We start from the raw sequence: 13122 nt of genomic DNA, 5'->3' as shown, positions 1-13122 counted from the left end.
TTTATTCCCTGCCAACTGTTCGGTCGTCGTTTAGTGTTTGCTGGCGCCGGTGGCACCGATGCCGGTCATCGAGCGGATGAACTGCGCCAGATAACGGCCACGCTCAAGGGCTGCACGGGGCGAGGTATCGGTGACGGAAAACAGCCATGCACTAAAGAACGCCAGGCTCATGGAAAACAGGGCCGGGTTGGAGTACGGGAACAGCGCCTTGTCGTGATGCATCACGTTGACCCACACCGCCGGGCTCAGCACCAGCAAGACAATCGCCGAGACCAGTCCGGACAGACTGCCGAGGACCGCGCCACGGGTGGTCAGGCCTTTCCAGTACATCGAAAGGAGCAGCACCGGGAAATTCACCGACGCGGCGATGGCCAGCACCAGGCCCGAGAGGAAGGCGATATTCTGCGACTCGAACAGCAGGCCGAGGATGATCGCCAGCACACCGATGCACAGGGTGGCGATTCGCGACACGCGCATCTCTTGCTGCTCGCTGGCCTGACCCTTGCGCATCACGCAGGCATACAGGTCGTGGGACACCGCCGAGGCGCCGGACAGTGCCAGCCCGGCAACCACCGCCAGGATGGTGGCGAAGGCGACCGCCGAGATGAAACCGAGGAACAGGTTGCCGCCTACCGCCTGGGCCAGGTGCACGGCGATCATGTTGCCGCCGCCGATGATCGCGCCGCTGGCGTCACGGAACGCTGGATCGGTGCCGACCATGACGATGGCGCCGAAGCCGACGATGATCAGCAGCAGATAGAAGTAGCCGATGAAACCGGTGGCGTAGAACACGCTTTTCCGCGCTTCCTTGGCATCGCTGACAGTGAAGAAACGCATCAGGATGTGCGGCAGGCCGGCGGTGCCGAACATCATGCCCAACCCTAGGGAAATCGCATCGATCGGGTTGGATAGCAAGCCCCCGGGGGCCATGATCGCGTTGCCCTTGGCATGTACGGCGGTGGCACCGGCAAACATCGCCTCAGTGCTGAAGCCGAAGTGCTTGAGCACCATGAACGCCATGAAGCTGGTGCCGAACAACAGCATCACCGCCTTGATGATCTGCACCCAGGTGGTGGCGAGCATGCCGCCGAAGGTCACGTAGAACACCATCAACACGCCGACCAGCATCACCGCGTAGAGGTAGTCGATGCCGAACAGCAGTTCGATCAGCTTGCCGGCGCCGACCATCTGCGCCACCAGGTACATCAGGGCCACGGTCAGTGTGCCGAAGGCCGAGGTCAGGCGCACCGGGGTCTGTTCCAGGCGATAGGAAACCACGTCGGCAAAGGTGTATTTACCGAGGTTGCGCAGGCGTTCGGCAATCAGGAACAGGATGATCGGCCAGCCGGCCAGCACGCCCAGGGCGTAGAGCAAACCGTCGTAGCCATTGAGGAACATCATCGCGGAGATGCCGAGGAACGAGGCGGCCGAGATCATGTCGCCGGCAATCGCCAGACCGTTCTGGAAACCGGTCATGCCGCCGCCAGCGGTGTAAAAGTCGCTGGTGGAGCGGGTACGCAGTGCCGCCCAGCGTGTCACGCCAAGGGTGAACAGCACGAACACCAGGAACATGCCGATGGCGTTCCAGTTCAATGGGCGGGCTGCGCCGTCAGCGGCCATCGCAAAATCAGTGACAGCCGCCAGCGGCAGCAGGAACAGCGCAAGAAGGCGGCTCATCGGGCGCACTCCTGCTTGAGTTTTTCATTCAGCGGGTCGATCACGTTGTTGGCGCGATACACATAGAAGCCGGTCAGCGCAAAGGCCAGCCCGACGATGACGACACCCACCAGCATGCCCACGGTGGTCACGCCGCCGCTCAGGGATTGGCCGAGGGTAGAAGGGGAGAAAGCCACCAGCAGCACGAAGCCGTAGTAAATCACCAGCATGGCCAGGCTCAGTGACCAGTACAGCTTCTGTTTACGGCGAACCAGCTGGATGAAATCCGGGTGCTGGCGAATAAGTTCTATTTCCTGGGGTGTCATGACGCGCGCTCCTTTGTTGTTTTTGTTTTGGGTGAAACGGTGTATTCGGGTCGATCACTGGCCCCCTGTGGGAGCGAGCTTGCTCGCGATGAGGGCATCACATTCAGCATTGCCGGTGGCTGTCCCACCGCTTTCGCGAGCAGGCTCGCTCCTACAGGGTTTTGCGGCGGTTTCAGAGCTGATCGAAATCCAGCACTACCTTGTCGCTGATCGGGAAGGCCTGGCACGACAGCACATAGCCGGCGGCCACTTCGTAGTCTTCCAGGGCGTGGTTGCTGTCCATTTCCACTTCGCCTTCGATGACCTTGCACTTGCAGGTCGAGCACACCCCGGCCTTGCACGAGTAGGGCAGCTCCGCACCTTGCTCGTTACCCGCTTCGAGGATGCTCTGGCTGTTGCGCGGCAGGTCGAACGCCAGGGCGCGGCCGTCGCTGATCACGGTGATCTGGCTGACCGCCGCATCCACCTGACGGGCGGCTTCACGGGCGGCGCGTTTTTGCTCGCTGCCGGCGGCGGCGAACAGTTCGAAATGGATGCGCTCAGGTTGCATGCCCTTGGCCTTGAGGCTGTCGCGCACGGTCTCGGTCATTTCCTGCGGGCCGCAGATGAAGGCGGCGTCGAGGGCCTTGACGTCGAGCCAGCGGCTGAACAGTTGCTCGCATTTCTCAGCGTTGATCCGGCCGTTGTACAGGTCGACGTCCTGCTGCTCGCGGCTGAACACGAAGATCAGGTTCAGGCGTTGCAGGTAGCGGTTTTTCAGGTCTTCCAGCTGCTCGCGAAACAATGCGCCGGAGCTGGAGCGGTTGCCGTACAGCAGGGTGACCCGGCTGTGGGGCTCGGTTTGCAGGGTGGTCTTGATGATCGACAGGATCGGCGTGATGCCGCTGCCTGCGGCCACAGCGAGGTAGTTGCCATGGCGCGCCGGGTCGAGTTCAACGCAGAAGTGCCCGGCCGGTGGCATCACTTCCAGGGTGTGCCCGGCTTTCAGTTGTTCGTTGGCAAACGCCGAGAAGCGTCCGCCGGTAACACGCTTGACGGCGATGCGCAGCTCACCGTCGTTGACCCCGGTGCAGATCGAATAGGAGCGGCGTACTTCTTCGCCGTCCAGTTGGGTGCGCATCACCAGGTGCTGGCCCTGGGTGAAGTGGAAGCTGTCCTGCAAGTGCTGCGGAATCTCGAAGGCGATGGACACCGCGTCACGGGTTTCGGTGCGCACGTCCTTGATGGTCAGGCTGTGAAATTTGCTCATAGTTGTTCTCCAGCTGGGACGGCCGATTCGCCGCTCAGATGCACTTGAAATAGTCGAACGGTTCCCGGCAATCGACGCAGCGGTACAGCGCCTTGCAGGCGGTGGAGCCGAACTGGCTGAGGACCTCGGTGTGGGCGCTGCCGCATTGCGGGCACACAACCAGCGGTCTTTCACCGAGCAGGCTGCGCTTGCTGGTGCTGCCCTCGGGCGGCGCGATGCCGTAGGCGCGCAGGCGTTCGCGGCCGCTGTCGCTGATCCAGTCGGTGGTCCAGGCCGGGGTCAATTTGCGCTCAAGCTGCGGCGCCTTGAATCCGGCCTGTTCCAGGGCTTCGCGGATGTCGCTCTCGATCACTTCGGTGGCCGGGCAGCCGGAGTAGGTCGGCGTGACCACCACGTGAAGATGGCCGGCCTGCCAGTCCAGATCGCGGACGATGCCCAGGTCAACCACGCTGACCACTGGCACTTCCGGGTCCATGACCTCTGCCAGAATCGCCCACGCGGCAGCCAGGTCGGTCGGTTGAACCGGCCGGGCGCCGAGGTCGCTGGCGATCAGCTCACCAGGTTGCATCGGGGTACGCTCGTGGCAGGAACTGCATTTCGGCCAGCAGGATGCCCAGGTGTTCGGTGTGCAGGCCCTTGCGTGCATTCAGGTAGAAGTAGTTCGGTGCCGCGGGAACGGGCAGGGTGGCGCTGGTGAAGATCTGCTCGACCTTGACCTGCCACTGGGCGGCCACGCTGGCGATGTCCGGGGTGATGCCGGCTTCGCACAGCTGTTGTTCGCTGTCATCGGCGGCGATCAGTTCAACGGTGAAGCGCCAGACTTCGGGGATGGCCGCGAGCATGCGCTGGTGGCTTTCCTCGGTGCCGTCACCCATACGCTCGATCCATTCGCCGGAGCGGCGCAGGTGGTAAGTCACTTCCTTCACCGCCTTGGCGGCGATCCCGGCAATGCGTTCGTCGCTGGACTGGCTCAGGCCCTGCAGCACCGGCAAATGCCAGGCGTCATAGAGGAACTGCTTGAGCATGGTCACCGCGAAGTCGCCGTTGGGTTGTTCCACCAGCAGCAGGTTGCGATAGGCGCGCTCGTCGCGACGGAACGCCAGGTGATCGGCGTCACGGCCGTCGTCCAGCAGTTCGGCGGCATATTCCAGCCAGTTGCGTGCCTGGCCCACCAGGTCGAGGCCGACGTTCATCAGCGCCAGCTCTTCTTCCAGCGCCGGGGCCTTGCCGCACCATTGGCACAGGCGCTGGCCCTGGATCAGGGCGCTGTCGCCGAGGCGCAGCAGGTATTCGATCAGATCGGTCTTGTTATTCATGGTCGACCTCACATGTGCCCGACTTCGGCCGGCAGCTCGTAGAAGCTGGCGTGGCGGTAGACCTTGTCGTCCGACGGATCGAACAGCGGGTCTTTTTCATCCGGCGACGAGGCGGTGATCAATGCCGAAGGCACGACCCACAGGCTCACGCCTTCGCTGCGACGGGTGTAGAGCTCGCGCGCGTTCTCGATGGCCATGGTGGTATCGGCGGCATGCACGCTGCCGACGTGCTTGTGGTTGAGGCCGTGCTTGCTGCGCACGAAGACTTCGAAGAGGGTCCACTCGGACATTTCAGTTACTCCACATCAGGTGGCCGGATCAGGCGGCGTTCTTGTTTTGTTTTTTGCGGGCGTGGGCGACGGCGGCTTCACGGACCCAGGCACCGTCTTCAATCGCCTTGCGGCGGGTGGCGACGCGTTCCTGGTTGCACGGGCCGTTGCCCTTGAGCACTTCGTAGAATTCGTTCCACTGGATTTCGCCGAAGTCGTAGTGACCGCGTTCGGCGTTCCATTTCAGGTCCGGGTCGGGGCAGGTGCAGCCCAGCAACTCAAGCTGCGGGATGGTCTGGTCGATGAAGCGCTGGCGCAGTTCGTCGTTGCTCTGGCGCTTGATTTTCCAGGCCATGGACTGGGCGCTGTTCGGCGAGTGTTCGTCGCTCGGGCCAAACATCATCAGCGATGGCCACCACAGGCGATTGATCGCGTCCTGGACCATGTCTTTTTGTGCCTGGTTGCCGTGGCGCATCATGGTCAGGAGGATTTCGTAGCCCTGGCGCTGGTGGAAGCTCTCTTCCTTGCAGATGCGCACCATCGCCCGGGAATACGGGCCGTAGGAGGTGCGCTGCAGCACCACCTGGTTGACGATCGCCGCGCCATCCACCAGCCAGCCCACCGCGCCCATGTCGGCCCAGTTCAGCGTCGGGTAATTGAAGATGCTCGAGTACTTGGCCTTGCCGCTGTGCAGCTTGGCGACTTCTTCATCGCGGTCGGCGCCCAGGGTTTCCATGGCGCTGTACAGGTACAGGCCGTGGCCGGCTTCGTCCTGGATCTTGGCCATCAGTTGCAGTTTGCGTTTGAGCGACGGCGCGCGGGTGACCCAGTTGCCTTCGGGCAGCATGCCGACGATTTCGGAGTGGGCGTGTTGGGAGATCTGCCGGATCAGGGTCTGGCGGTAGGCATCTGGCATCCAGTTCTTGGCTTCGATCTTGATTTCTGAATCGATTTTTTCCTGGAAGGCGCGTTCCTGTTCGGACATCTCCGAGAGGTCTTTGATGCGCTTTACGCCTGTTTCTACTAGCTGTGCGTACATTTTTGAGTTCCCGCCTTGAATCTGTTCTGGGGCATGGGGAACTTTATAAGCGATACAGAATTTAATATCAAATACAAAATGACGTGTCGTATTTGTTTTTTGTATCGCTTTGGATGGGTGGTCGCTTTTTTTGGGGGGGGGTACATATCCGTTTCTTCGGTAACGGCGGCTGGCGGTTTCGCTCTTACAGCGAGTCCCTTTTGGCAAACGCCCCAAAAGGAACCAAAAGGTCTCGCCCCTTACGTACGGCCCCTCGCTAATGCTCGGCGTTCCTTCGCTGCGGTATTCATCCGGGGGCATTGCCCTCCGGTCGGCTTCGCTTCGACCTACATGCAATGAGTTCGACTGCGTCGAACGGCGCTGCGCGCCAATCCCCGGATGAACGCCTCCACTCAGCCTCCCGAGGGGGCGGGTGGATCAAGATCAAGAGCTGCAGGCGAGCTAACGCTCGGCCTGATGAGTGGTGAAAAGCGTGGGTGTACGCCGATCAACTGTAGGAGCGAGCCTGCTCGCGAAGGCGGCCCGACAGCCGACTGGAACTTTGTGGATGTATCACCTCCAAAAGATCGCAGCCTCGTTGCACTCGACAGCTCCTACAGGGGAACGCGCACGCATCAGAACCAGGCTGGCCGGTAAGGCCGCCTCGGGCGCGGTTGCGGTGTACGCCCCCTCGTGAGGCCGAGTGGAGGTTCTGCGCAGTGGGCAACCCGGCATGGATGCCGGGTTAGCCGCCCCCGGCCATGGATGGCCGATGGCGGCGGGCCCACGGAGCAGGACCGGAACGAGGGAATGCCGAGCCACAGCGAGGCACCGAATGTCAGGGGCAAGAGCCCTTTGGTTACTTTGGGGCTTTTCCAAAGTGACCCTCTGTAAGAGCGGAACCGTAGGTGGCCGTTACCGCAGCAACGGATATGTACACCCTCAAAAATCCATGCCGCCTGACACAAAGCCTTCGCGAGCAGGCTCGCTCCTACAGGAATAGGGCTCGGCTCCAGAGTCAGTAAATCCCCGGCCAAAAAAAAACCCCGCAAAAAGCGGGGCCATAAAGGGTGCAGCAGTCATGCTTTAGGACGTTTATCCAGCACGTGGCAAGCCTTGCCCTCCGACCGCTTGATCGAATGAAACGGCTGCAAGACAATCCGCGAACTGATCCCGATATACGTCTTGATGTGCTTGCTCAACTCCCCGCAAACAGCCTTCTGCTGTTCCTCGCTCAGGTGCTGGTGCTCAGCCTTGAGCTCGACATGCACATCCACGCTGTCCAGGTTGCCGTTGCGATACAGATGGATCTCATAACACTCGGCAAGCTGTTTAACTTTGAGAACCTGCTCCTCGATCTGCGTCGGGAACACGTTGACCCCGCGAATGATCAGCATGTCATCGCTGCGCCCGGTGATCTTGTCGATGCGGCGCATCGGCCGTGCGGTGCCCGGCAGCAGGCGCGTCAGGTCGCGGGTGCGGTAGCGGATCATCGGCAGGGCTTCTTTGCTCAATGAGGTGAACACCAGTTCGCCCATCTGACCGTCCGGCAGCACTTCGCCGGTGACCGGGTCGATGATTTCCGGGTAGAAATGGTCTTCCCAGATGGTCGGGCCGTCCTTGGTTTCTGCGCACTCCATAGCGACACCTGGCCCCATGATTTCCGAGAGGCCGTAGATGTCCAGGGCGGTGATGCCCAGGCGTTGCTCGATGGCGCTGCGCAGTTCGGCGGTCCATGGCTCGGCGCCGAAGATGCCCAGGCGCAGGGCCAGTTTGTGCGGGTCGATGCCCTGGCGCTCGATTTCGTCGGCGATGTTGAGCATGTAGGACGGCGTGACCATGATGATGTCCGGCTGGAAATCCTTGATCAGTTGCACTTGTTTTTCAGTCTGGCCACCGGACATCGGGATCACCGTGCAGCCCAGGCGTTCGGCGCCGTAGTGCGCGCCGAGGCCGCCGGTGAATAGGCCGTAGCCATAGGAAATGTGCACTTTGTCGCCACGGCGGCCACCGCCGGCGCGGATCGAGCGCGCCACCACGTTGGCCCAGGTGTCGATGTCGTTCTGGGTGTAGCCGACCACGGTCGGTTTGCCGGTGGTGCCGCTGGACGCGTGCAGGCGCACGATGTCGTGCATCGGCACGGCAAACATGCCGTAGGGGTAGTTGTCCCGCAGGTCGGACTTGGTGGTGAAAGGGAATTTCGCCAGGTCGTCCAGGGACTTGATGTCGTCCGGGTGCACGCCCAGCGCATCGAAACGCTGACGGTACAGCGGCACGTTGTTGTAGGCGTGGTTCAGGCTCCAGCGCAGGCGCTCCAGCTGATGCTGGCGCAGCTCGTCGATGCTGGCGGTTTCCAGCGGGTCCAGCACAGGATCCAGAACGGATTTGGCTATTGGCATGTTCATGTGTTCACTCGAATTGTTTTTGTGTTCCAGCCCTTTTGCACAAGGGCTTTGAGTGCATGCCCCAAGGATACCTCTCGGCTCCTTGGGAATCGCGATTCTTTAGTGGGATAGACGCTCGATGATCAGCGCGATCCCTTGGCCGACACCGATGCACATGGTGCACAGGGCGTAGCGGCCGTTACGTTCTTCCAGCTCGTGCAGGGCGGTGGTGACCAAGCGTGCGCCGCTCATGCCCAGTGGATGGCCCAGGGCGATGGCGCCGCCGTTGGGGTTGACCCGTGGGTCGGTGTCGCTCAGGCCCAGTTCACGCAGCACCGCCAGACCCTGTGCGGCGAAGGCTTCGTTGAGCTCGATCACGTCCATGTCGGCGAGGCTCAGGTTGGCCACCTCCAGCACCTTGCGGGTGGCGGGCACCGGGCCGATGCCCATGATCCGTGGTTCAACGCCGGCGGTGGCCATGGCCACGACCCGGCCACGGGCGGTCAGGCCGTGGCGTTTGGCGACTTCCGGGCTGGCCAGCAGCAAGGCGCAGGCCCCGTCGTTGACCCCGGAGGCGTTGCCGGCGGTGACGCTGCCGCCTTCGCGGAACGGCGTGCCGAGTTTGGCCAGTTGCTCAAGGGTGGTGTCGCCGCGCGGATGTTCGTCGTGCTCGACCACTTTGGCCGGGCCTTTGCGCTGGGGGATTTCCACCGCGACGATTTCCCTGGCCAGACGTCCGTTGGCCTGGGCGGCGGCAGCGCGTTGCTGGCTGCGCAGGGCGAAGGCGTCCTGGTCGGCCCGGGAGATGTTGAACTGTTCGGCGACGTTCTCTGCCGTTTCCGGCATAGAGTCGATGCCGTAGGCCTTTTTCATCAGCGGATTGACGAAACGCCAGCCGATGGTGGTATCGAAGATCTCCGCTGCACGGGAAAACGCCTGCTCGGCCTTGCCCATCACCAGCGGCGCGCGGGACATGGATTCGACGCCACCGACCAGCATCAGCCCGGTTTCGCCGCTGCGAATGGCCCGGGCGGCGGTGCCGATGGCATCCAGCCCGGAACCGCACAGGCGATTGAGGGTGGTGCCCGGCACGCTGACCGGCAGCCCGGCCAGCAGCGCCGACATGCGCGCGACGTTGCGGTTGTCTTCGCCGGCCTGGTTGGCGCAGCCGTAGATCACATCATCGACCGTGTTCCAGTCCACTTGCGGGTGACGGCGCAGCAGTTCGCGCAGGGGCACCGCACCGAGGTCGTCGGCGCGCACGCTGCTCAGGACGCCGGCGTAACGGCCAATCGGGGTCCGGACTGCGTCGATGATCAAGGCGTCATTCATTGGGGGTCTCCTGCGTCAGCACCGGGCCGCGCACTTTGTAGGATTTGCCGTGGAACAGGGCGATCAACTGGCCCTGCTGGTTTTCGATGCGCACGTCATAGTTGCCGGTGCGACCGGAACGGCTCTGCTCGATGCAGTCGGCGTTCAGCGTGTCACCCAGGCGTGCCGGGGCGATGTAGTCGATGCTGCAACCGATAGCCACGGTGGCTTCGTTGTAGCTGTTGCAGGCAAAGGCGAACGCCGAATCAGCCAGCGCGAACAGGTAGCCGCCGTGGCAGGTGCCGTGGCCCTGGACCATGTCGGCGCGCACGGTCATGCCCACTCGCGAGCAACCGGGCCCGGCCGAGAGCAGGCGCATGCCCATGCCCTGGCTGGCGGCGTCGCGCTGGAACAGCGATTGCGCGCATTCACTGGCCAGGGTCATGGATTCATGGTTGGTCATGGAATGTTCTCCCTTCGGCGACGCGACGGCGCAGCAGCAGCGACGGCCGGTAGCGTTCTTCGCCATAACTGGCTTGCAGGTTTTCCAGCGTTTCAAGAATGTGCGACAGGCCAATGGCATCGGCCCAGGCCAGCGGCCCTTGCGGATAATTGACCCCGGCGCGCATAGCCAGGTCGATGTCGGCGGCCGAGGCCACGCCTTGCAGCAGGGCGTCGGCGGCCTCGTTGGCGAGCATCGCCACGGTGCGCAGGACGGCGAGGGCCGGGCTGTCGCTGAGCAGACTGACCTTGAGGCCGGCCCGTTGCAGCAGGGCAACGCCTTGTTCGAGTGCCTGCGGATCAATGCCGTTCGAGTAGCTGATGGCGATGCGTTGGGCTTTGCTGTAATCGAACGCAAGGTCCAGCAGGATCAGGTTACGCAATCCGTCTTCACGTGCTCGCTGGCAGGCCATGCGCCCGTCGCTCAAGGCCAGCACGGCGTCACCGACGCGAAGTAGACCTTGTCCATCGCGCTGGACGATCTCGACGCCTTGTTCATGCAAGCGTGCGAGCAAGCCTTTAGCGATACCGAGATCGCCTTCCACAGCACAAACCTCGACTTTCGCATCGCTGCTGATTTCAGCCGCGAGCGGGCGCTCTGCACCTTGGGCGTAGCTGTAGAAACCCTGGCCGCTCTTGCGTCCCAGACGCCCGCCGTCCACCAGTTCTTTCTGGATCAGCGACGGCAGGAAGCGCGTGTCCTGGTAATAGGCGTCGAACACCGAGCAGGTCACGGCATAGTTGACGTCGTGGCCGATCAGGTCGGTCAGTTCGAACGCGCCCATGGCAAAACCACCGGCCTCACGCATCAGCGCATCCAGGGTCGGGCAGTCGGCAGCGCCTTCCTGAAGCATCCGCAGGCTTTCGGCATAGAACGGCCGGGCCACGCGGTTGACGATAAAACCCGGTGTGGAGCGGGTGTGCACCGGGTTTTTGCCCCAGGCCTTGGCGGTGTCGTACAGGCACTCGGCGAGTGCCGGATCGCTGGCCAGACCGGAGACTACTTCCACCAGCGCCATCACCGGCGCCGGGTTGAAGAAGTGCAGGCCGAGCAGGCGTTGTGGATGTTCAAGCTGCGCGGCGATGCTGGTGATCGACAGCGACGAGGTGTTGCTGGCGAGGATGCAATGCTCGCCGCAGATGCCTTCGAGCTGGCGGAACAGCGCGCGCTTGACCTCGAGGTTCTCGACGATGGCTTCGATGATCAGGTCGCAGTCGGCCAGGACTTCGATGGCTTCCACCGCTTGCAGGCGGGCAATCGTCGCGCTGCGCGATTCGGCGGACAGCTTGCCGCTCTCGACTCGCTTGCCCAGTTGCCGATCAATGCCTTCAATCGCTTGAGCAGCAGCGCCGGGACGATTGTCCAGCAGCAATACCGGATGACCGGCCTGGGCCGCGACCTGGGCGATACCGGCACCCATGGCCCCGGCGCCGATCACGGCGATGCGTGCGTTGGTGTTCAGTGCTGTCATGACTCAGCGCCCCTTGAAAACTGGGGTGCGTTTTTCCATGAAGGCGCCGACGCCTTCGCGGTAGTCCTCGCTGCGCCCGGCCAGGCGCTGCAGGTCTTTTTCCAGCTCAAGCTGTTCGTCGAAGCTGTTGCTCAGGCTGGCGTTGAGGCTGCGCTTGATCAGCGCCAGGCCGTAGGTCGGCTGGGTCGCCAGGTGGCGGGCCAGTTTCAGCGCTTCGTCGCGCAAACCGGCGTCGTCCACACACTGGTAGATCAAGCCCCATTGCTCGGCTTGTTCGGCGCTCAGGCGGTTGCCCAGCAGTGCCAAAGCCTTGGCCCGAGCCATGCCAACAAGACGCGGCAGGGTCCAGGTGCCGCCGGAATCGGGGATCAGGCCGATCTTGCAGAACGCCTGGATGAAACTGGCCGAACGCGCGGCCAATACCAGGTCGCAGGCCAGCGGAATGTTGGCGCCAGCCCCGGCGGCCACGCCGTTGACCGCGCAGATCACCGGCAGCGGCAGGTCGCGTAATTGGCGGATCAGCGGGTTGTAGAACTTCTCGATGGACTCGCCCAGGTCCGGCACGGCGCTGCCCGGCGCGACATTGCGGTCGCTCAGGTCTTGCCCTGCGCAGAAGCCGCGGCCTTCACCGGTCAGCAGTAAAACGCGCACGTCCGGGTTCTGCCGCACTAGCTTGAGTGCTTCTTTCACTTCGCCATGCATCTGGGTGTTGAAGCTGTTGAGCTGGTCCGGCCGATTGAGGCTGAGCAGGGCGACGCCGGCGTCGATGGAAAACAGGATGTGTTCGAAGTTCATGGTCTTGGCGTTCTCTTGGCAGTCGTTCGAATTCGGATGTCAGTGGCCGCTTTATTGCCCGGTGAACGTCGGGCTGCGCTTTTCCTGGAAGGCTGCAATGCCCTCATCGCGGTCGCGGGTGCCAGCCAGCACGGTGAAGGCGTGACGCTCGAAGCGCAGGCCGCTGGCCAGGTCGGTGTCCATGGCCTTGAGCAGCGCTTCCTTGGCCAGGCGCACCGCCAGCGGTGCCTTGGCCGCAATGCTGCGGGCGATGTGCAGGGCGCGCTCGACGGTGAATTCCGGTTGGGTGACTTCACTGACCAGGCCGGCGCGCTGGGCCTGACGGGCGTCGATCGGCTCGCCGGTCAGCACCATCTGCATGGCCATGGATTTGCCGACGGCGCGTAGCAGGCGTTGGGTGCCACCGGCCCCGGGCATGATCCCGAGGTTGATTTCCGGCTGGCCGAAGCGGGCGTCTTCGCCGGCAATGATGATGTCGGCGTGCATCGCCAGTTCGCAGCCACCACCGAGGGCGAAGCCGTTGACCGCGGCGATCAGCGGTTTGCTGAAGCGGGTGATGGTTTGCCAAGAAGCCTGGCGCGGGTCGTCGAGGATGCCGACCAGGTTGCGTTCGGCCATTTCCTTGATGTCGGCGCCGGCGGCGAAGGCCTTGCGGCTGCCGGTGAGGACCACAGCGCGGGTGTCGGGGTCGGCTTGCGCGATGTTCAGTTCAGCGGCCAGTTCGCCCAGTAACTCGGTGGTCAAGGCGTTCAGCGCTTGCGGGCGCTGCAGGGTAATCAGGCGGACGCCAGGCTCGATCAATTCGACGGCAAGGGTCAGAGGCAT

At 63.0% G+C, this 13122-nt stretch carries 13 protein-coding genes; all 13 read right to left on the bottom strand.

Translation table 11 applies throughout. The features are described from left to right. Positions 1-30: 30 nt before the first annotated feature. A complete protein-coding gene (locus KGA96_RS08820) occupies positions 31-1677 on the bottom strand; it encodes a cation acetate symporter (RefSeq protein WP_046042847.1) in 1647 nt (548 codons plus the stop codon). Continuing rightward, the gene (locus KGA96_RS08815) at positions 1674-1982 is read right to left on the bottom strand and encodes a DUF485 domain-containing protein (protein ID WP_007978006.1); all 309 of its coding nucleotides are present in this window, start codon (positions 1980-1982) and stop codon (positions 1674-1676) included. Before KGA96_RS08815 ends, KGA96_RS08820 begins: the two co-directional genes overlap by 4 nt. Before the next feature lie 172 nt (positions 1983-2154). Then, a complete protein-coding gene (paaE, locus tag KGA96_RS08810; protein WP_046042845.1) occupies positions 2155-3231 on the bottom strand; it encodes a 1,2-phenylacetyl-CoA epoxidase subunit PaaE in 1077 nt (358 codons plus the stop codon). Positions 3232-3265: 34 nt separating this feature from the next. Continuing rightward, entirely contained in the window at positions 3266-3799 is a 534-nt protein-coding gene (gene paaD / locus KGA96_RS08805; RefSeq protein ID WP_223512420.1) for a 1,2-phenylacetyl-CoA epoxidase subunit PaaD, read from the bottom strand. Continuing rightward, positions 3786-4547, bottom strand: coding sequence for a 1,2-phenylacetyl-CoA epoxidase subunit PaaC (paaC, locus tag KGA96_RS08800; RefSeq protein ID WP_046042843.1), 762 nt, complete (start codon positions 4545-4547; stop codon positions 3786-3788). The genes paaD and paaC overlap by 14 nt, the downstream gene beginning before the upstream one ends. Positions 4548-4555: 8 nt before the next feature. Further along, the gene (paaB, locus tag KGA96_RS08795) at positions 4556-4837 is read right to left on the bottom strand and encodes a 1,2-phenylacetyl-CoA epoxidase subunit PaaB (RefSeq protein ID WP_007943393.1); all 282 of its coding nucleotides are present in this window, start codon (positions 4835-4837) and stop codon (positions 4556-4558) included. A 28-nt stretch (positions 4838-4865) separates the two neighbouring features. Next, a complete protein-coding gene (paaA, locus tag KGA96_RS08790) occupies positions 4866-5855 on the bottom strand; it encodes a 1,2-phenylacetyl-CoA epoxidase subunit PaaA (protein ID WP_046042842.1) in 990 nt (329 codons plus the stop codon). A 1058-nt stretch (positions 5856-6913) separates the two neighbouring features. Further along, positions 6914-8239, bottom strand: coding sequence for a phenylacetate--CoA ligase PaaK (paaK, locus tag KGA96_RS08785; RefSeq protein ID WP_046042841.1), 1326 nt, complete (start codon positions 8237-8239; stop codon positions 6914-6916). 99 nt (positions 8240-8338) lie between these two features. Next, a complete protein-coding gene (gene pcaF / locus KGA96_RS08780; protein WP_223512416.1) occupies positions 8339-9550 on the bottom strand; it encodes a 3-oxoadipyl-CoA thiolase in 1212 nt (403 codons plus the stop codon). Further along, positions 9543-9992: a hydroxyphenylacetyl-CoA thioesterase PaaI gene (gene paaI, locus KGA96_RS08775; protein WP_046042837.1), complete on the bottom strand. Its 450-nt coding sequence runs from the start codon at positions 9990-9992 to the stop codon at positions 9543-9545. The genes pcaF and paaI overlap by 8 nt, the downstream gene beginning before the upstream one ends. Then, on the bottom strand, positions 9979-11502 hold the full coding sequence (paaH, locus tag KGA96_RS08770) for a 3-hydroxyacyl-CoA dehydrogenase PaaH (protein WP_223512414.1): 1524 nt from the start codon (positions 11500-11502) through the stop codon (positions 9979-9981). Before paaH ends, paaI begins: the two co-directional genes overlap by 14 nt. 3 nt (positions 11503-11505) lie before the next feature. Continuing rightward, the gene (gene paaG, locus KGA96_RS08765) at positions 11506-12297 is read right to left on the bottom strand and encodes a 2-(1,2-epoxy-1,2-dihydrophenyl)acetyl-CoA isomerase PaaG (RefSeq protein ID WP_046042835.1); all 792 of its coding nucleotides are present in this window, start codon (positions 12295-12297) and stop codon (positions 11506-11508) included. A gap of 51 nt (positions 12298-12348) precedes the next feature. Further along, the gene (paaF, locus tag KGA96_RS08760; protein ID WP_046042834.1) at positions 12349-13122 is read right to left on the bottom strand and encodes a 2,3-dehydroadipyl-CoA hydratase PaaF; all 774 of its coding nucleotides are present in this window, start codon (positions 13120-13122) and stop codon (positions 12349-12351) included.

This window comes from Pseudomonas sp. GL-R-26, from assembly GCF_019947365.1.
Classification (GTDB): Bacteria; Pseudomonadota; Gammaproteobacteria; order Pseudomonadales; family Pseudomonadaceae; genus Aquipseudomonas.
This window is presented reverse-complemented; position numbering and strand designations above follow the sequence as displayed.

Coding starts and splice junctions, on each gene's coding strand:
- KGA96_RS08820 (WP_046042847.1), bottom strand. CDS start 1,677: ATGAGCCGCCTTCTTGCGCTGTTCCTGCTGCCGCTGGCGGCTGTCACT.
- KGA96_RS08815 (WP_007978006.1), bottom strand. CDS start 1,982: ATGACACCCCAGGAAATAGAACTTATTCGCCAGCACCCGGATTTCATC.
- paaE (WP_046042845.1), bottom strand. CDS start 3,231: ATGAGCAAATTTCACAGCCTGACCATCAAGGACGTGCGCACCGAAACC.
- paaD (WP_223512420.1), bottom strand. CDS start 3,799: ATGCAACCTGGTGAGCTGATCGCCAGCGACCTCGGCGCCCGGCCGGTT.
- paaC (WP_046042843.1), bottom strand. CDS start 4,547: ATGAATAACAAGACCGATCTGATCGAATACCTGCTGCGCCTCGGCGAC.
- paaB (WP_007943393.1), bottom strand. CDS start 4,837: ATGTCCGAGTGGACCCTCTTCGAAGTCTTCGTGCGCAGCAAGCACGGC.
- paaA (WP_046042842.1), bottom strand. CDS start 5,855: ATGTACGCACAGCTAGTAGAAACAGGCGTAAAGCGCATCAAAGACCTC.
- paaK (WP_046042841.1), bottom strand. CDS start 8,239: ATGAACATGCCAATAGCCAAATCCGTTCTGGATCCTGTGCTGGACCCG.
- pcaF (WP_223512416.1), bottom strand. CDS start 9,550: ATGAATGACGCCTTGATCATCGACGCAGTCCGGACCCCGATTGGCCGT.
- paaI (WP_046042837.1), bottom strand. CDS start 9,992: ATGACCAACCATGAATCCATGACCCTGGCCAGTGAATGCGCGCAATCG.
- paaH (WP_223512414.1), bottom strand. CDS start 11,502: ATGACAGCACTGAACACCAACGCACGCATCGCCGTGATCGGCGCCGGG.
- paaG (WP_046042835.1), bottom strand. CDS start 12,297: ATGAACTTCGAACACATCCTGTTTTCCATCGACGCCGGCGTCGCCCTG.
- paaF (WP_046042834.1), bottom strand. CDS start 13,122: ATGCCTCTGACCCTTGCCGTCGAATTGATCGAGCCTGGCGTCCGCCTG.